Source organism: Niabella aurantiaca DSM 17617 (assembly GCF_000374125.1).
GTDB classification, from domain to species: Bacteria; Bacteroidota; Bacteroidia; order Chitinophagales; family Chitinophagaceae; genus Niabella; species Niabella aurantiaca.
On sequence record NZ_KB893625.1, the window covers coordinates 908,766 to 928,435 of the forward strand.

Here is a 19,670-nt window from a genome sequence, read left to right on the forward strand (position 1 = left end):
TTGATAAAAGAAAATGAATATAAAATTTATCATCGTATTTGTATGCAGCCTTCTTTGTAAGGCTGGGTGGGGGAGCATAAAAGACCTCGTCCTGGAAAGCCCGTCTTCCGGGTTGCAGGTTCATGTGTTTCAAAAGGAAGGCAACGGCTGCTTTTATTCGGTGTTTTTGGATAAAAAGCAGGTGCTGCTTCCTTCAGCGCTGGGCATTACGGTGTCCGGAAAATCGTTGCTCGATCCTTCGGCGCCGGTAACCCTTCTTGGCAGCCGCGCGGTGATAGAGCCTTTGTCCCTGCTTAAGAATCATTTCAGAACACAAAACGTCCTGTATAAAAAGTATCGGGTGGGCATCGGCCGGCAGGTCATAGAGTTTGCGGTGTTTGACCAGGGATGTGCCTTCCGGTATCAATTGCCCAAAGGAACGCAACGGATAACCGGGGAGCAAACCGAGTTTGTTTTGAACGGCGATGAACGGGTCTGGTTTTTTGAGCGGACAAATGCATGGAAGCTGAAGTCTTATGCAGGCCTGTGGATGCAAACCCGCTGGGACAGCCTTGACCGGATCTCGCCCGGTGGCCCGGTACAGGGAAAGCCGGTTGTGGTACAGTTAAAACAGGGCGGGTATCTGTTTATTGCAGAAGCCGGTTTATATGATTTCAGCGGAATGCGCTTAACAGCCAAGCAGAACGGGCTTTCGGTGAACTTTACTGAAGGCACGCAGGGATTTACGGTAAACCATAAAGCGGCGGCCTACACCCCGTGGCGGGTCATTGGCATAGCAGCAGATCTTAATACGCTGGTGCATCAACCGATGATCGCGGCGTTGAACGAGCCGCCTGACCCGTCATTGTACCCCGAAACGGATTATATAAAGCCAGGCAAGGCTGCCTGGAGCTGGATCAGCAGGGATGCCCGTTACCTGGATCCTGAATCTGAAGAACGGATCATTGATGCGGCCGCTGAGCTGAATTATCAATATACGCTGATCGATGACGGCTGGGAAACCAGGTGGCAGCCCAAGTGGGATGTATTGAAGGAATTGGTTGACTATGCAAAGGCGGCAAAAATGGGCGTATGGGTGTGGAAAGATTCAAAGCAGCTGAAAGATACGCTCTATCGTAACCGGTTCCTTGATACCTTACACCGGCTGGGTGTGGCGGGTATCAAACTGGATTTTATGAACAGTGAAGCAAAGAAGCTGATCGATTTTGAAATAGATTTTTTAAAGGCTGCAGCAAGAAGAAGGTTAATGGTCAACTTTCATGGATGCCACGCTTCTACGGGCGAGTACCGCTCTTTTCCCAATGAGCTGACACGGGAAGGCATCCGGGGCATGGAGCTCAATATTATGAATGAGCCCATCCCGGCCTGGCATAATGCTGCCCTGCCATTTACAAGGTTTATAACCGGACCGGCAGACTATACTCCGGCCTTTTTTTCGAACCGGGGGGCAACGACACTTACGCATCAATTGGCCCTGCTTTATCTGTACGATTCACCCCTCCAGTGTATTGCAGAAAATCCCATAAAATTATTGAACGATAACCGGTATAAACCGGTCCTGCCCTTACTCAAACAATTGCGCACGACCTGGGACAGTACGCTCGTATTGACCGGAAGTAAAATTGGCGCGTGTGCGATCATCGCAAGGAAAGACGGGCATGATTGGTACGTTGCGGGTATCAATGGCCTTACAGAAAAAAATGAACAGCTGCTTGACCTGTCCTTCCTGCAGCGTTTTTCAGATTATTCCGCAACACTGATTACCGATGGGGACAGTTGTTTTAACCGTGAGTTTGTCCGGCCGGAACAGCTTCATAAAAAGCGGATTGCCCTGCTTCCCGCGGGCGGATTTGTTCTTTATTTGAGAAGGACCGCCAGGGGGCGGGCAGCGGCGTTTCATAGGGGCGATCAAAATTATAACATCGTAGAAAATAAAAAATGAAGATATGATACGTAGCGGTCATGAATTTAAGCGGGCATTGAAAAGTGAATTTCTTAACACGGACCTCGCCATAGTGGGCGGTGGCATGTCCGGCATATGCGCCGCAATAACCGCGGCAAGGCAGGGGCTGAAGGTAACCCTGGTGCAGGACCGGCCGGTATTGGGCGGCAATGCATCCAGTGAAGTGCGGTTATGGATGCTGGGGGCCACCTCGCATATGGGCAATAACAACCGGTGGAGCCGGGAAGGCGGGGTGATCGATGAGATCCTGGTAGAAAATATGTACCGGAACCCAGAAGGCAACCCGGTGATCCTGGATATGATCCTGCTGGATAAAGTGACCCGGGAAAAAAACATTACTTTATTGCTGAATACCGCCGTGTATGCGATAGAGAAAACGGATGCGGATTCCATTAAGGAGATAAAAGCCTTCTGCAGCCAGAATTCAACAGAGTACGCCATCAACGCACCGTTGTTTTGTGATGCATCCGGCGATGGGGTCCTGGGCTTTCTGTCCGGCGCGGCCTTCCGGATGGGCGCAGAATCGAGAGATGAGTTTCATGAGCTGATGGCTCCTGATGCTGCTTATGGTGAGCTGCTCGGACATTCTTTATATTTCTATAGCAAAGACACCGGGCGGCCGGTTACGTTCATACCACCGGCATTTGCTGTTGATGTACAAAAGGAGATCCCCCGTTTTAAGAGCTTCAATGCTAAAGAGCATGGCTGTAAGCTGTGGTGGGTGGAGCATGGCGGCCGGCTGGATACCGTTCATGATACCGAAAAAATAAAATGGGAGCTGTGGAAAGTGATCTATGGCGTATGGGATTATATCAAGAACTCCGGCAATTTTCCCGAAGCGGAAAACCTGACGCTGGAATGGGTGGGCATGATCCCGGGCAAACGGGAGAGCCGGAGGTTTGAAGGAGACTATATGCTGGCCCAACCCGACCTGATCGGGCAAAAAGTGCACAATGATGCGGTAGCCTACGGCGGCTGGTCGATCGACTTGCATCCGGCTGACGGGGTCTTCAGTGAGCGCCCTCCCTGCAACCAATGGCATAGCAAGGGCATTTTTCAGATACCCTATCGCTGCTATTACAGCCGCAACATCAACAATTTATTTATAGCCGGCCGCATCATCAGTGTAAGCCATGTGGCTTTTGGCGCTACCCGTGTAATGGCTACCTGCGCCTATGGGGCCCAGGCCGTGGCGGTAGCGGCAGCGCTCTGCCTGAAGCATGGCAAACAGCCCGCGGAATTATACCGGCAGGGATATTTGCCCGAGCTTCAGCGTGAATTGATGAAAACCGGTCAATACATTCCCGGGGTATCCTTGCAGGATGAGCAGGACCTGGCGAGGCGTGCGCAGCTTACAGGCAGTTCTGCCTTAAGATTTAATGGCTTCGACAGGAACCGGCTGCTGTTTAAACGGCTGACCGTTTCAGCGGCGCAGCTGCTGCCCCTGCCTGCCGGCAAAGTGCCGGTCTTCAGTCTCCCGGTCATTGCCGGCGCAGCAACCACTTTAAACGCAACCTTGCGCAGCAGCAGCAGAACAGGAAACTTTACCCCTGATGTAATACTTGCTGCCAGGGACATACCGCTCAATGCGGGACAGCAGGAGACCCGGATCGATTTTGAAACAACCCTCGATAAAGCGCAGTATGTATTTGTTTGCTTCGGGTTAAATGAGACCGTGGAGCTTGGATATTCGGAACAGCGCATAACCGGTTTGCTGTCGGTGTTTAACGGGGTGAATAAAGCGGTTTCCAATAATGGTAAGCAGGTGGCACCGGAACATTCGGGAGCCGATTCCTTTGAGTTCTGGTGTCCGCAGCGGAGGCCGGAGGGGCAAAACCTGGCGTTGGAGCTTTCGGATCCCGTTGCGGTCTTTGGGGCAGATAATTTATTGAACGGAACAGACCGCCCTGTTGCCGGGCCCAATGCATGGGTGGCCGATATACGGGATCCCGCCCCTTATGTGGAGCTGAGCTGGAATGAAGCGCAGCCGGTTAAGAAAATTAACCTGATATTTGATGCCGATACAGACCATGCTATGGAGTCGGTATTGATGACGCACCCGGAAACAGTGATGCCTTTCTGTGTCCGCAATTATTATATAGAAGATGATCAGGGTCGGGTCCTGTATGAAAAGAAAGGGAACTATCAGACAAGGAATGAAGTGCTGTTCGATCACCCGGTACCGACAAAAAAACTAAAGATCGTTTTTGAACATCCGTCTTCTGATGTTCCGGCTTCTTTGTTCGCGATCAGGTGTTATGCATAAAAGTGGTTGCGGCTGCGTGGGGAAAAAATGACCGTTGCAGCTGCGCACCAAAAACAGAAAAATTATCCGTGCCGGTAACGATCGGGACGATAAGCCATAAATAGTTGAAGTTATGATAGATACAGCCGTAGTCATTGTTTTTTCGGTTTTTATATTGCTGGTGGGCATCAGTTTTTCCCGCACGGGAAGAAATTTGAAATCCTTTTTTGCGGGAGGAGAATCCGTGCCCTGGTTCATAGGAGGGCTGTCCCTGTTCATGAGCTTCTTTTCGGCCGGTACTTTTGTGGCCTGGGGCGCCATTGCCTATCAGCACGGCTGGGTGGCGGTTACGATCCAGTGGACGATGTGCATCGGAGCCCTGGTTACCGGTCTGTACCTGGCCCCCAAATGGAAGGCAACGGGTAATCTTACCGCCGCGGAGTTTATAAAAGAGCGGTTGGGCAGCAAGGTGCAGAAAAGCTTTATTTATATCTTCACCATTGTATCCGTATTCATCAAGGGGTCTGTATTGTATTCGGTGGCCAAACTGGTATCTGCATCGCTGGGTTATCCGCTCATACCCGTTACGATCGTATTGGGCATACTGATGATCTCCTATACGGCTGTCGGCGGATTATGGGCGGTTATGGTCACCGATATCTTACAGTTTGTAGTATTGACGGCAGCGGTGATCATCATCATCCCCCTGGTTTTTAAAGAAGCGGGGGGCGTACAGCATTTTATTGATAAGGTGCCGGACGATTTTTTTCATATGGTCAATGGTGAATACACCTGGTGGTTCATCATCGCCTTTGCTATTTATCATATCTTTTATATCGGCGGAAACTGGACCTTTGTGCAGCGATATACCAGTGTAGACACGCCAAAAGCTGCTTCCAAAGTGGCCTATCTATTTGCCGCATTATATATTTTAAGTCCCATCATCTGGATGCTGCCGCCAATGGTCTATCAGTCGATCAATCCGGGTCTTACCGGGCTGGACACCGAAAATGCCTACATCATGGTCTGCAAGCAGGTATTGCCGGTGGGCTTATTGGGACTGATGTTAACGGGGATGTATTTTTCGACCTCCGCTTCCGCCAATACGGCCCTCAACGTAGTATCCGCAGTGTTCACCAACGATATCTACAAAGGCTCCATCAACCCCAACGCCAGCGATAAAAAACTGATGTTCGTGGCCCGGGCTTCGTCCTGGTTCTTCGGGATCTTTATGATCCTGATCGCCCTGGGTGTACCGTATATCGGCGGTATTGTGGAGTTTACCTTAAGTGTGGGCGCCATAACAGGAGGGCCTTTGTTGCTTCCGCCTATCTGGGCACTGTTTTCAAAAAAGCTGACCGGTAAAGCAACGATCTACATAACGATCATTTCACTGGCGGTAAATCTTTTGTTCAAGATGGTGATCCCATTCATAAACGGGTACAAGCTCTCCCGGGGTAATGAAATGCTGCTGGGGGTGTTGTTGCCTTTATTGTTGTTGCTGGTTTATGAGTTTATGATCAATAAAAAGAGCGGAGCCAGCCAGGAGTATATCGATTACCAGCGGTATAAGGCCGGCAAGAAAGCACATGCAACACAGATCAGCGCAGAAGAGCAGCAGGCGATCAAAGCACAGAACCGGTTCGGGTTAAAGATGATCGCATTTTCGTTGATGTTCATCGCCGTTCTTTTGCTCGTACTCGCCTTCATTACATCGAAAGGCAACGGATTGGTGACCGTTATAGCAATTGCTGTTATGCTGGGTGCTGTCATACCCTGGCGGGCTGCAAAGAAGTAGATGCTTTGGGAGGTTTTTTTAACCGCGAGGAACGCGAGGCAACCGGTTCGCAGCAAAATTTTAAAGGGATGCCGATTACATATTGCGGAAAACGAGTCGCTGCGCCCGCAGCTCCTTTGCAGCTCCGCGGGAAACATTACCAGATCTTATTTCTCTAAATCAGATTCCGTATGCATGGCACAGAGCCAGTTATCGTTTTCCTTTACCCAGGTTGAGGTGCAGGCGCATTTGAAGGAAGAGCGCTGTTCTCTCACAACATATTCCAATTCGATCAGGTAAGCGATCATTGCCATGCAGTCATTGATCGTTTGGGATTGGGCGTCGGAAATATCCAGGATCTTCAGTTGCCTGCCTTCCCCGGAATCGAACATTTTTTTAAAAGAAGCTTCATCTACGGTTCTTACACCATTTTTGCCGGCTACGATACAGGGAAAGCGGGTAAGGCTTTTTACGGTGTCAAAGTTGTGATGTTCCATTGCTTCCCAGTATTTTTTTTCAAGTTCCAGAATTTGAGTTTCCATAAAGTTTTTGTTTAGGGTATGGAGCACAAATATTGCTCCAAACAGAAGAGGGCCTGAATGCCGGCCCCTGTTGATCCCGGGGTTTTCCGGGCCAGGCACCGGCCAGGGCGGGGAATATTTTTGATCGGAAAATGTTTGCCGAGGAATTTTTATTAGTATTATTGTGCTACAATATTAAATAATGGTTACAAAACTTACCCCGATTCATAAAAAATCGATGGCGGAGCATGTGGAATTCAGCCTGCAGAAATATTTGAGGGAGAATGATTTTAAGGTTGGAGATGCGCTGCCCACCGAGCTGGAACTGGCCAACAGGCTTGGGGTAAGCAGAAATGTGGTAAGAGAAGCTTTGAGCAAGTTTAAAATGATGGGCATCATTGAGAGCAAGAAAAAAGTGGGTATGGTAGTGTCCAACCCGGATTTTGTGGGAACCATTGAAAAGCTGCTGCACCCGACCATCATGGATGACAGCACTCTTCAGGACCTGTTTGAGCTGCGGTTGGTCCTGGAAATGGGAATAGCGGAGCTGCTGTTTGCCCGCATTACCGGTCCGGATATCAAGGAACTGGAAGAAATTGTTGAAAAAGAAGAGAAAACAACGGAAAAAGGACCCTTCCGGATCAAAAATGAGATCGCCTTCCACGGCAAGCTTTATGACATTACCGGCAATACCACCCTCCGGAAGTTCCAGCTGCTGCTGTTGCCGGTTTTTGAATATGTGATCAAGCTCGAAGGTGACCAGCTCATATCGGGTGAAGTGAATCACAAAGGATTGGTCCAGATCTTAAAAAAAGGAACGATCGAGGATTTTAAAAAGGGAATGGTCAGCCATCTGCAGCCCCATTTTGACCGGATCAAGAAATAAGCTGCCGGCAAAGGACCTGCTGCCCGCCTGATAGCGATCCCATAAAAAAAATTTGGTGGATATAAAAATAATAGTCTACATTTGTTATGTAGAACATAAGAACTAAAAAAACGAATGCCTGCTAAAAGAATGAACCGGTTGCCGGGCGGATCTGTTGACGGTTGCTTACAGATGGCCCCTGGGGAGCACAGGACATTCCGTTGCCTGGTTATTTTTTAAATCGATTTTCGATACCGTTTATTTTTTAAAAATGCTCAGATTTTTGCTTTTTACCGCGTTGCTGATCCCGGCTATTGTATGCCGCAGCCAGGAAGGCCAGCCTGTGCAGAAGAACTTTGTAGTTCCGGTAGTAAAAGAAAGATCCTATACCAGTCTTATAAGATTGGCCGTTTCCTGCAGGGGCGGTACGGCTGCTCCGTTTCTGAAACAGATTACCCTGGAGATCAGTGCCGCAACGGATCTGGAAATGCTGGGTACTCTGAAGGTTTACGGGAATACCGATAGTACCTATTTGACCGAGGAAAAAGCGCTGCATGAAGGGTTGTACGGCGTTGCCGATCTGGCGCGTGCAAAAAGCCGCTCTGTTCTGATAAACGGGAATTTTCGTTTGGCGGAAGGGATCAATTATATATGGGTGGGGCTTTCTTTGAAACCATCGGCGGTAGTGGGCCAAAAGATCGGACTGCGGATCTCGGGGTTGACGGTCAATAACAAAAAATGGAAAGCGCCTTCCTCCCCATTCGCTACTTTTAGAATAGCGGGTGCGCTCCGCCAGATGATGCAGGATCATGTACACACTTCCCGCATACCGGGTCTGGCTACAGCCAGGAACGGCGACCTGCTGGCCATATACGATGCCCGCTATCAGTCGCGGCGGGATCTGCAGGGCGATATTGATATCGGGTTAAGCAGGAGCGTAGACAAAGGGAACTCCTGGCTGCCCATGCAGAGCGTGATCGACAAAGGTAAATGGGGCGGGTTACCTCAGAAATTTAACGGCGTATCCGATCCCAGTATCCTGGTGGATGAAAGAACGGGGACCATTTTTATAGCCGGTCTTTGGATGCACGGCGTCCTGGATGCAAAGGGCAGGTGGATCGAAGGATTGACCGACAGCAGCAATAACTGGAACCATCAATGGCGGGCACGGGGATCACAGCCGGGCTATGGTGTAAAGCAAACCGCCCAGTTCCTCCTGGTAAAAAGTACCGATAACGGAAAAACATGGTCGGAGCCGGTCAATTTAACCCGCATGTGTAAAAAAGAGGAATGGTGGCTTTGGGCGCCGGCGCCGGGGCGGGGGATTACCATGAAGGACGGCACGCTGGTCTTTCCCACGCAGGGCCGGGATGCTACCGGAAAAGCGTTCTCCAATATCACCTATAGTAAGGACGGAGGCAAAACCTGGGTCACAAGCAATCCTGCAACCGAAATCAGCACTACCGAATGCGCAGCAGTTCAGCTCTCCGATGGGGCAATTATGTTAAACATGCGCACCAATGCGAATAAAGGTATAACGGGTGAGGGGAACGGGCGTGCCGTGGCAGTTACGCATGATCTGGGAAAGACCTGGGTTGCTCATAAGACATCGCGGAATGCGCTTCCCGAACCGGTGTGCATGGCCAGTCTTTACAAACATACCTATACAACAAAGAATGGCGGTAAAAAAAACATATTGCTATTCGTAAACCCAGACTCCAAAACCCGGCGCGATCATATAACCTTAAAAGTAAGCTACGACGACGGGAATTCCTGGCCGCCTGAAAAGTTTATTGAGCTGGACGAACTGAGCGGAAGCGGGTACTCCTGCATTACCTCCGTGGACAATGATCATATTGGTATCGTGTATGAAGGCAGTCAGGCGCAATTGGTATTTGAAAAAATTAATGTACAAGAAATTACAGACTAAAATGAAGATACAAAAAACAACCGGGCTGCTGGCAGCCACATTTAGTGCATTTGACAACAATAAGGAGTTGCAGCTCGACCTGGTACCCCTGATTGTGGAACGGTTAATTGCAGATGGCGTAAAAGGCGTTTTTGTAGGCGGTACCAACGGAGAAGGGCTGAGCCTTACGCTGGAAGAACGCATGGCCGTTACTGAAGCCTATATAAATGCCTCGGATAAAAGACTAAAAGTATTTGCGCACGTAGGGCACAGTTCCATTAAAGAAGCGCAGAAGCTGGCGGCACATGCCCAGCGCGTGGGTGCTGATGCGATATCCGCTGTAGCGGCCTTTTACTTTAAGCCTTCTTCCGTGGAAAATCTTGTGGACTGCATGGCGCAAATAGCATCCGCAGCACCGGATACTCCCTTCTATTATTATCATATGCCGGCGGCTACCGGTGTTTCGGTAAGCGTGGTCGATTTTTTAAAGATAGGGGAATCAAAAATACCCAGTCTGGCAGGTGTAAAATATACCGCCGCCACTTTACATGAATACCAGCATTGCCTCCGGTATAAGGAAGGGAAATTTGATATTTTGTTTGGCTATGATGAATTGTTGCTACCGGCGCTGAGTATGGGGGCCAGAGGCGCCATCGGCAGCACCTATAGCTTTGCGGCGCCGATGTACCTGAAAATTATAGATCTTTTTGAGCAGAAAAAGCTCCGGGAAGCTGCAGCAGCGCAGTATGCATGTTGCCAGATGATCCGGGCACTGGGCTGGTACGCCCCGATACCCACGCAAAAAGAAATATTAAAAATGACCGGGCTGGACCTGGGAGGCTGCCGGCTGCCGCTGGTGGATCTTACCGGCGAACAGACTGAAGCGTTAAAGACGTATCTTGAAGAAATCTCTTTTTTTGATAACCTGGCTGATGCCCGGAAATGGATACCGGGTGATCCCGTAGTACTGTAAGCACGCTATGACAAAAAGTTTGATATGGATCTTTTTATTATCGCCTATGTTTTTGATCGCTCAGCAAACAGCGCCCTTTGCCCATTGGGATACGCTGAACAAAATTCCTGACCCCACCGGGTTTGCCGGCTCTTTTGCCGGTGTTTCAAACCATGCACTGATCGTTGCAGGGGGAGCTAATTTTCCCGGCAAAGGTGCGCCCTGGCTGGGTTCCAAAAAAGTTTGGTATGATGCCATCTATGTTTTAAAAGAGCCCGGGGGAAAATGGGAGCGCATGGGCCGCCTGCCCAAACCATTGGGATACGGGGTTTCTGTTTCCACAAAGGAGGAACTGATCATCATCGGTGGCAGTAATGAATCGGCACACTTTGCGGAGGTATATACTTTAAAATACGAGCAGGGAACGATCCGTACAGGAACATTGCCCTCCCTGCCCGTTCCATTGGCGAACAGCTGTGGTGTGCTGGCCGGTAATTGTATTTATGTGCTGGGAGGTCTTACGGGTCCCAACGATCCCGAAACCAAAAATATATTCCTGTGCCTGGATCTGAAAGATCTTCAAAAAGGCTGGGTGGAGCTTCCCCCGTTGCCGGGGCCGTCGAGAATGCTGGCGGTTGCTGCAGCCGTAGGACAGACATTTTTTGTTTTTAGCGGAACAACCCTGGAGAAGGGGGAACGGAAGTATTTAAAGGATGCTTACAGCTATGACCCAACAGATGGCTGGAAGCGGCTTAACGATATGCCCGGGGCTACTGTGGCCGCCCCGTCGCCTGCATACAGTAACGGGAAGGCCGTTTTTATATTTGGCGGGGATGACGGAAGCCTGGCTAAAAGCGATCTGCGGGATAAACACCCGGGGTTTTCAAAAGATATCCTGCGGTATGGTTTAAGCGATCAGCAATGGCAGGTGATCGGCAAGATCCCGGTGGTGATCCGCCCCAACGCTGTTGCGGCACCTAACCAGAGCCGGTGGGCCCCGGTTACCACCACACTGGCGGTATGGGATGGCCGGCTCATCATTCCCGGTGGGGAAGTGCGGCCGGGTACGCGAACGCCCAATGTGCTGTCGGTAAAATTAAAAGAGGTGCAGTAGCTTTTGGAGCACCGGCATACGGGTACCAGGGGAAGACCCGGCAAAGCGTTTTTATGTTCGATAGATGCTAAAATATATTTTATGAGGAATTTTTTCTTTTTATTGGTTTTTGTTAGCGCCTGCTGTTTAAGATCAAATGCACGGATTGAACTGCCCGCGATCATTGGTAACGGAATGGTACTGCAGCAACGGTCTTCCGTACCCGTTTGGGGAAAAGCAAAAGCCAACCATGTAGTAAAAATTAAGCCCTCCTGGGAAGCGCATACCTATTCAGTGCGCTCCGACAGCCGGGGGATGTGGCGGGCTTTGATCAAAACGCCGGCAGCAGGGGGGCCTTATACGCTTACCTTCACTGATGATGCGGCAATCGTGTTAAAAGATATTTTAGTAGGAGAGGTTTGGGTCTGTTCCGGGCAATCCAATATGGAAATGCCCATGACCGGTTACGCCAATCAGCCTGTATTGAATTCCAACGATGATCTTGTTGCGGCCGGGAACAAATTCTTAAGGCTCTTTCATGTTCCGCATGCTGTTTCACTTACGCCGGAAGATGATTGTGCCGGCAAATGGGAAGCAGCTGCCCCGGCTTCGGCTGCGGGTTTTAGCGCAGTAGGGTTCCGGTTCGCAAAAAGATTGCAGGAGCTGTTAAATGTTCCTGTAGGGATCATCCAGTCAACCTGGGGCGGCACGCCTATCGAAGCCTGGATGAATAAAGAAAGCATTCAACTTTTTGGCGGCCGCACAATCACGCTGCCGGCTGGCGCCGAAAAACCCGACCGGCTGAAACCGACCTGCCTGTACAATGGCATGATCAGCCCCGTACAGGGATACGGGATCAAAGGATTTTTATGGTACCAGGGAGAAGCGAATGTTCCCCGGCCATCGGAATACGCGCAGCTCATGCAGCTGATGGTGAACGGCTGGCGGAAAACATGGCAAGACGATAGTTTGTTCTTCTATTATGTTCAGATCGCCCCGTGGCATTATGGTGCGCGGAAAGATTCGACCCCTTATTTAAGAGAGGCGCAATACAACGCCATGACCAGGATTCCCAACAGCGGGATGGTGGTGAGTATGGACAAAGGCAGCGCCACTACCATTCATCCTCCCGATAAAACAACCATCAGTAACCGGCTGCTGTATTGGGCGCTGGGGGATGCGTATGGGATAAAGGGGATCGCATATCAAAGTCCTTACTTTGACAGGATGCGCATTAAAAACGATACCGTATCATTGACATTTAAAAATGCAGCCAATGGACTTTTTTCCACGGGCACAGCTATTGCCGGCTTTGAAGTGGCCGGTAAGGATAAAAAATTTTTTCCGGCAACGGCCCGGATCTTTAAGAAAGCGGTACTGGTGAAGAGTGAAAACGTAAAGGAACCACTGGCGGTACGGTATGCTTTCACGGACCTGGTGGAAGGTAATTTATATAACACGGAAGGATTGCCTGTGGCGCCTTTCAGAACTGATAACTGGTAGCCGGACCAGATTGATTTATCATAATGAACGATCATCATATGAAGACGAAGCATTTAAATCCGTGGATTGTTGTGGCGCTGCTCTGGGTTGTGGGCCTGCTGAATTATTTAGACCGGCAGATGCTGGCAACAATGCGTCCTGCAATGGAAGTGGACATCGCCTCCCTGCAAAGTGCAGAAAATTTCGGGATACTCATGTCCGTTTTCCTGTGGATATACGGGATCATGAGCCCCATATCCGGCGTGATCGCAGACCGGCTGAACAGGAAATGGCTGATCGTTGTAAGCTTATTTATCTGGTCGGCGGTTACCTATGGGATGGGGTATGCCAATACATTTGAAGCACTGAAATGGCTGCGGGCCATTATGGGTTTCAGCGAAGCTATTTATATACCGGCCGCCTTATCGCTGATCGCTGACTACCATGGTTCCAAAACAAGATCGCTGGCCATCGGCATTCACATGACCGGTTTGTATGCAGGGCAGGCACTTGGTGGCTTTGGGGCCACGATAGCAGAGGCGTACACCTGGCACAGCACGTTCCATCTGTTTGGGATCATTGGCGTCATCTATGCAGTGATCCTGGCGCTTTTTCTAAAAGAAAAAAGGGTGGTGGTTGCCGAGCAGGTGCCACCTGTAAATAAAGGAGGCTTTAAAGCATTGTCAGGCATTGCCTGGCTGCTGGGCAATCTTTCCTTTTGGGTGGTACTGCTTTATTTTGCCATACCCAGCCTTCCGGGATGGGCCACAAAGAACTGGCTGCCCACGTTGTTTTCGGAAAGCCTGAACCTGGATATGTCGGTTGCCGGGCCGATCGCCACCATCACCATTGCCGTATCTTCCTTTATAGGCGTTATTTTGGGTGGTGTTATTTCCGACCGGTGGGTACAGCGGAATATAAAGGCGCGTATCTATACAAGTGCCGGCGGTGTATTGCTGACGGTGCCGGCCATCATCATTCTGGGATTTGGCCATACCACTTTTGCATTGATCGCCGCCGGCGTGCTTTTTGGAATTGGTTTCGGCATCTTTGACGCCAACAATATGCCCATCCTTTGCCAGTTTGTTCCCGCAAGATACCGGGCCACCGGCTACGGGCTGATGAACATGACCGGGGTATTCTTTGGCGCTTTTATCACCAGCTTTTTGGGAAAATCCAGCGACGCCGGTCACCTGGGAAGGGATTTTGCCTTAATGGCGGGTGTTGTGCTGTTCGTAGTGGTGCTGCAGTTGCTGATATTGAAACCCAAACACCAGGAACTGCCTTAAAAAGGGGAGCAGGTCCCGGAAACCGATCATTTTTAAAAGGGAAAAATTTGGAAAAGATGAAAAAGCAAAATATATTTGTAGAACATTACTACAAATTTGATTGCTGGTGACGATTGAAAGATTGCTTTGTCATACAGGAGGCCATTGAAGGGATAATGGAAGGAAATTACGGCCGCCTGTGATCCGGAAAGCGGCGCAGGTTTTGGAGGGCGGTATCCGGAAAATTAACAGACTAAAAATTTGGTCAGCAATAAATAAAAAATAGTTTTGTAGAACATTACTACAAATGTTATTTGAAAAAAGGAATCAGGGCTGATTGCTTATTTAAAATAGAACAGGCCTGTACCTGTGGTTAAAGGTCTTATTATAACAGCAAATGTTTGCGTATGAAAATGTATAAGAAACTGCTTACTTTCTGGAGCAGCTGGTTCCTGTTCAGCCTGCTGTTTGTTTCGTGCACGAAGGAGCTGAATCAGTATTATAATCCCAAAAGCGAGCTCGATAAAAATATTATTGAAGTACTGGAGGCGGACGGACGTTTTTCGTTGTTTGTCCGGATCATTGATAAAGTAAATCTTCGGAAAACCCTGGGCAGCTCGGCCATCTATACCTGCCTGGCCCCGGCAGATGATCAGGTAACCCTGTATTTTTCGAAACTGGGGTACAACTCCATCGACCAGGTTCCCGAAGCCTTGCTGCGCAAGTATATCAATTACCATTTTATCAACGGGATGTATTATGAGTATGATATCAACAAGATCTATAACGCCGCTACATCGCTGATCGGGAAGAGCCGGGCTACAAATTTTACGACCCGCACAGAGGGGAATATTCCCGGCAAGCACATCCAGCTTTTTTCGTCGTCCTTTTTTGAGAACCAGATGAGTGATTATTTAAGCCTCTATCCTTCAGATAAAGGAGAAGCTTCTTTCATAGCGGACGGGGTAGTGATCTCGGAACCGGACATTGATGCCAGCAACGGTGTGATCCATGTGCTGGGCGCACCCCTGGAAGTAACGCTCCGGGCGGATGAAGCGCTGGCAGCAGATACTGAAACAACGATTTTCAGCTCCTGGCTGGAAAAGCATGTGCAATATGTGCTGGGGCAAAAGGATGAGTTTGGCTGGGTGGATACCACGTTGTACAAATCCTTCTCCTTTGGGCGCAACCTGGCGGATGAAGGCACCATTACCACACTCCTGGTGCCTACCAATGAAGCCATCAAAAAATACTTTGAACCGTATATGGGAGCGATCGACAATACGCTCGATTCGGTGCCCAAGCCGGTCATGTATTCGCTGATCCGCGCCACCATCGTGGATAATATCTGGTACCTGAGCGATCTTAAGCGGATGGACCCGGATTGGCGTACCCTGGCAGGATATACGCGCATGATCGCAGATGTGCCTTCGCTGATCACGGGTTCCGTTCGCGCCAGCAACAGTATCATCTATAAAGTCAATAAAGTATTGCTGTCTCCGGAAATGCACAGCGTGATGGGCGGCATTCTTTTAAAGTATAAAAAATTCAGCCAGTGGTACTGGATGGTTTCCAATGCAGGGGTGAACGAAGGGCTATACGATATACTCTATTACCAGCACAGCCCCAAAACCATGCTCATACAGTCCGATGAGGTATGGGGCGTTCCATTGGCGGAAGATCTGAACCAGAAGGACCTGGAATGGCGGAAACAGCAATGCAAAGCCGGTATTTTTAACATTGATGTACGGGAAGACGGAGGCTTTCGTAAACGGTTTTATCCCACCGGCTATGGATATGTGTATTATGAGAACGGGCGGTTCTATGATTATACAGGACACTCGGTGGGCCTGGTGTCTTCCGATCCGGAATGGAATGGCGCAAACGGGGCGATCTACCAGATCGATGGCTTTCTGAACCCGATCGACAAAATAAGCGACACCCTTACAGTGTACAATGTAATGAAGAAACAGCCGGACCTGTCCTTGTTCATTACGGCACTGGACCGTTCGGGTATTGCCTCACAATTAAGGTTAACAGGCTTTTTCAGCTATACGGTGCTGGCTCCCACAAACCAGGCACTTACAACAGCAGGGATCAACGTGGCGGCCATGAATGCGGATGCTGCCCGGGCATTTGTGCAATCCTATGTGATACCCAACCGGTATGTATTTACGGATGGAGAATTTAACGGGCAGATTGCCGATAAGAATAATGAAATGTTGCAGATCAATGGTGCCTGGCAAACGTTTACGGTTACCAACGGGGCAGGAAAAACGATCACGCCTGCCGTTGCCAATATCCAGGGAAACAATGGGGTTATTCATAAAGTGAACAGTGTATTTTAAAAACTAAACGATTGCAAAGGTTATGCTTGATAACTTTTTAAGAAAAGGGGTGCTGTTTTTTATAGCGATCATCTCCGGTTTCATTTTGAATGCTCAGGAAGAGGCCGTTATCAGGGGGATCGTGTATGATAAAAAAACAAACCGGCCGCTTGCAGATGTATCGGTCATGCTGGTAAATGCCAATAATCTTGCCCTGAAAGGAAATAAAACAAATACCGAAGGCAAGTTCGAGATCCGGAGCGCTCCCGGCGCAGCAAGGGTCGCATTTTCCAGTCTCGGGTACCAGACACAGGAATTTGCGCTTTCGGACAAATCCTTTTTTACCGTATATATGGCAGCCGACAGCGGTGCTATGGACGAGGTGCAGGTAGTTGCAGCGATCAAGAAGAAAGCGGACCTGGGCTTTTTGTCGATAGACCGGCGTGAACTGTCCAGTGCCATTGCTTCTGTGGATCTGGCCAATACGGACAAAATGCCGGTTACCAGTGTGGACCAGCTGTTACAGGGCATGGCCCCCGGGATACAGGTGGTGGCTGCAAGCGGGGATCCGGGTGCGGCGGCCAGTATCCGGATCAGGGGTATATCCAGCATCTCGGGGATGAACGATCCGTTGTGGATCGTTGATGGTGCGGAAATTATCGGAAACGACTACAAGGTGGCCAGCATTACCGATTTTGGGTTTAGCCCTATCGGGGACCTGGATCCGTCGGACATTGCTTCGATCGATATTCTCAAAGATGCTTCCGCAACCGCCTTATATGGTTCGCGCGGCGCCAATGGGGTGATCGTGATCCAGACCAAGAGAGGCAAAAAGGGAAAGCCCAAATTTCAGTTCAACACCAAATATACCCTTACGGAAGTGCCTCGTACGATCCCCATGTTATCCGGCGACGAACAGCGGATCTATTATTTAGAGAAGACCACGGGTGGTGTGGATAAAGGAACGACCCTGCCCGAGCTGCGGGGAGATCTTACCAGGACGGATGCATGGATCTTTAACAACAATACGGACTGGGTGGATGCCATCACACGGAAAGGATTCTATCAGCAATACAATACCGCTCTGAGCGGTGGGGGAGACCGGCTTAGTTACTATTGGGGGTTGGGTTATGCCAATCAATACGGTACCACAAAAGGAACCGGTTATGACCGGTTCAATACCCGGTTCAACCTGAATTATAATGTATCGGACCGGTTAAAGATCACAGCGGATCTGAACTATACCAATTCGCTTACGGATAAGCGGGGCCAGGACCATCCCATTACGTCAACGGATATCAACCCGATGCTTTTTGCACGGCAAACGCCTGCTTATTTCCCCATTTATTCCAGGAACGGGTTAAACTATTTTGTAGACAGGACAATAGGGGTTTCTTCACATTCGAGATACAACCCGCTGGCCATTATCGACTATTCTACTTATAATACCCGGGCCAACCGTTTCATGGCTTCCACTTCTGTAGATTTTAAGATCCTCAAGAACCTGGATTTCAGAAGCCAGGTATCGGCCGATTTCAGGGAGTCGGCAGATGAATATTTTTTACCGGGGTATGCCACGGATGCCATCCCCAATGAAGTATTGTACAATGCGGGTATGCAAACGGAAGGCTACCAGCTGATGATCAATAATAACAACCGGTTGACCTGGTCGGCCATCCGCAGCGGTGATCATCGCCTTACCTTTACGGGGGTACTTACCTACAACCTGGACAGGGACAATTCAACATCTCTGGAATATTATAACGGCGCCTCTCCCGAGTTAAAGTCCGCGGATGCGGCAGCCATCATCTCAAGCGCTACGGGCACCTATGGCACGCGTAAGTACCTGGGCATGTTTGTACAGGGGCATTATGCGCTGAAGGACCGCTATTTTTTAACGCTGACCGGAAAGTCGGAGGGCGATTCCAGGTATGGTGCAGACAATCCCTATTCGGTCTTTCCCGCAGTGGGCGCAGCCTGGGATATCAGCCGGGAATCCTTTTTGAAGGATGCCGAATGGATATCGTTTATAAAACCCCGGTTTGCCTTTGGGGTTACGGGTAATCTGCCCAATATTGATAATCTCTATGACATCGCATACGGTACGGGCACCGGGTACCTGGGAGAAACGTACACCTATCCGTCAAAATTTGCCAGCGACAATATCCGGGAGGAACGCACTTCAGAATACAACCTGGGGCTGGACTGGAGTTTTTTCAGGGACCGGCTGACGGGCCAACTTGATTTTTATTCCCGTACCACCAACAACCTGTTATTGCAGGAGCGGCTCTCCTCCACGCTGGGCTATGCTTCGGAGTACATCAACTTCGGAACGGTCCGCAACTCCGGATGGGAACTGGGGATCACCGGCGTGATTCTGAAGGGGGGCGAAAATAAGCTGCGGTGGAAGTCGTTCTTCAATATTGCTACCAACAAGAACAAACTCCTGAAGCTTCCTGAATTGTTTGATGAAAATGCATTTAGTGTCAGCCAGTGGGGCTTCACCTCCAAGCTTCAGGAAGGGGATGTGATCGGCGGATTCTACGGGTATCGCGCACTGGGCGTGTATTCCAGGGATGCCGATGCCATCCTGCGCGATGACGCGGGTAATATTATTTACGAGGCTGATGGGACCACTCCCAAATACATGCGGTTCGGATCGGTTACCGGCCTACAGCTGAAAGGAGGCGATATGATCTATGATGATGTGAACGGAGATGGGGTCATCAACGAGCTGGACCGCGTGCAGATCGGAGATGCCAACCCTCTTTTCTTCGGCGGCTGGAACAATACGTTTAATTATAAGAACTGGATCTTTACCGTAAACCTGCAGTACCAGACGGGAAATGATGTTATTAATGCCACGCGGTTATCCATGGAGCGGATGCTGTACTCGCACAACCAGTCCCGGTCCATCCTGTCCCGGTGGAGGCGGCAGGGAGATATTACCGACATGCCGCGTGCGCAGCCGGATAACGAGCACAATAGTGCGGCATCCACCCGTTGGGTAGAGGATGGATCGTATGTACGGCTGAAAACGGTTTCGCTGACCTACAATGCCGGTAAGCGTTTTGTGCAGCGGCTGGGACTGGGCATCCAGCAGGTGGGCTTTTTTGTAACGGGTTATAACCTTTATACCTGGACGCATTATAAAGGACTGGACCCCGAGGTGCCGATTACGGGAAGCGTGGCTTTGTTTGGTATCGATAATAGCGCCACTGCCCCCGCCAGGCAATTCACAGCGGGATTAAATCTTTCTTTTTAAAAC

General features: G+C 49.8%; 12 protein-coding genes. 11 read left to right on the forward strand and 1 reads right to left on the reverse strand.

The features are described 5' to 3' along the window. Positions 1-13 precede the first annotated feature (13 nt). From B160_RS28345 to B160_RS0103880, 3 genes are all read left to right on the forward strand, one after another. Positions 14-1,942: a glycoside hydrolase family 97 protein gene (locus B160_RS28345; RefSeq protein WP_018626557.1), complete on the forward strand. Its 1,929-nt coding sequence runs from the start codon at positions 14-16 to the stop codon at positions 1,940-1,942. 4 nt (positions 1,943-1,946) lie between these two features. Further along, the gene (locus B160_RS0103875) at positions 1,947-4,229 is read left to right on the forward strand and encodes an FAD-dependent oxidoreductase (RefSeq protein ID WP_018626558.1); all 2,283 of its coding nucleotides are present in this window, start codon (positions 1,947-1,949) and stop codon (positions 4,227-4,229) included. A gap of 112 nt (positions 4,230-4,341) precedes the next feature. Beyond that, complete coding sequence (locus B160_RS0103880) at positions 4,342-6,006, forward strand: sodium:solute symporter family protein (protein WP_018626559.1); 1,665 nt, start codon at positions 4,342-4,344, stop codon at positions 6,004-6,006. 146 nt (positions 6,007-6,152) lie between these two features. On the opposite strand, the gene B160_RS0103890 is transcribed toward B160_RS0103880, so the two are convergent. Next, a complete protein-coding gene (locus B160_RS0103890; RefSeq protein WP_026309505.1) occupies positions 6,153-6,527 on the reverse strand; it encodes a nuclear transport factor 2 family protein in 375 nt (124 codons plus the stop codon). Positions 6,528-6,708: 181 nt separating this feature from the next. Here B160_RS0103890 and B160_RS0103895 point away from each other — a divergent pair, with 181 nt between their 5' ends. The 8 genes from B160_RS0103895 to B160_RS0103930 all read left to right on the forward strand — a co-directional run bounded on the left by B160_RS0103895 (position 6,709) and on the right by B160_RS0103930 (position 19,667). After that, positions 6,709-7,392 (forward strand): FadR/GntR family transcriptional regulator, encoded by a 684-nt coding sequence (locus B160_RS0103895; RefSeq protein ID WP_018626562.1) that lies wholly within the window; start codon positions 6,709-6,711, stop codon positions 7,390-7,392. A 250-nt stretch (positions 7,393-7,642) separates the two neighbouring features. Next, positions 7,643-9,301 carry a sialidase family protein gene (locus B160_RS0103900; RefSeq protein WP_157557869.1) on the forward strand — a complete coding sequence of 553 codons (1,659 nt, stop codon included), beginning with the start codon at positions 7,643-7,645 and terminating at the stop codon, positions 9,299-9,301. 1 nt (position 9,302) lies between these two features. Next, positions 9,303-10,253, forward strand: a complete 951-nt coding sequence (locus B160_RS28350; RefSeq protein ID WP_018626564.1) for a dihydrodipicolinate synthase family protein — start codon at positions 9,303-9,305, stop codon at positions 10,251-10,253. A 46-nt stretch (positions 10,254-10,299) separates the two neighbouring features. Then, positions 10,300-11,346: a hypothetical protein gene (locus B160_RS0103910; protein ID WP_018626565.1), complete on the forward strand. Its 1,047-nt coding sequence runs from the start codon at positions 10,300-10,302 to the stop codon at positions 11,344-11,346. Between the two features lie 81 nt (positions 11,347-11,427). Beyond that, a complete protein-coding gene (locus B160_RS0103915; RefSeq protein WP_026309508.1) occupies positions 11,428-12,828 on the forward strand; it encodes a sialate O-acetylesterase in 1,401 nt (466 codons plus the stop codon). A gap of 38 nt (positions 12,829-12,866) precedes the next feature. Further along, the gene (locus B160_RS0103920; RefSeq protein ID WP_018626567.1) at positions 12,867-14,096 is read left to right on the forward strand and encodes an MFS transporter; all 1,230 of its coding nucleotides are present in this window, start codon (positions 12,867-12,869) and stop codon (positions 14,094-14,096) included. Between the two features lie 386 nt (positions 14,097-14,482). After that, positions 14,483-16,423, forward strand: a complete 1,941-nt coding sequence (locus tag B160_RS0103925) for a fasciclin domain-containing protein (RefSeq protein ID WP_018626568.1) — start codon at positions 14,483-14,485, stop codon at positions 16,421-16,423. 22 nt (positions 16,424-16,445) lie between these two features. After that, positions 16,446-19,667, forward strand: a complete 3,222-nt coding sequence (locus B160_RS0103930) for a SusC/RagA family TonB-linked outer membrane protein (RefSeq protein ID WP_018626569.1) — start codon at positions 16,446-16,448, stop codon at positions 19,665-19,667. Positions 19,668-19,670: the final 3 nt, after the last annotated feature.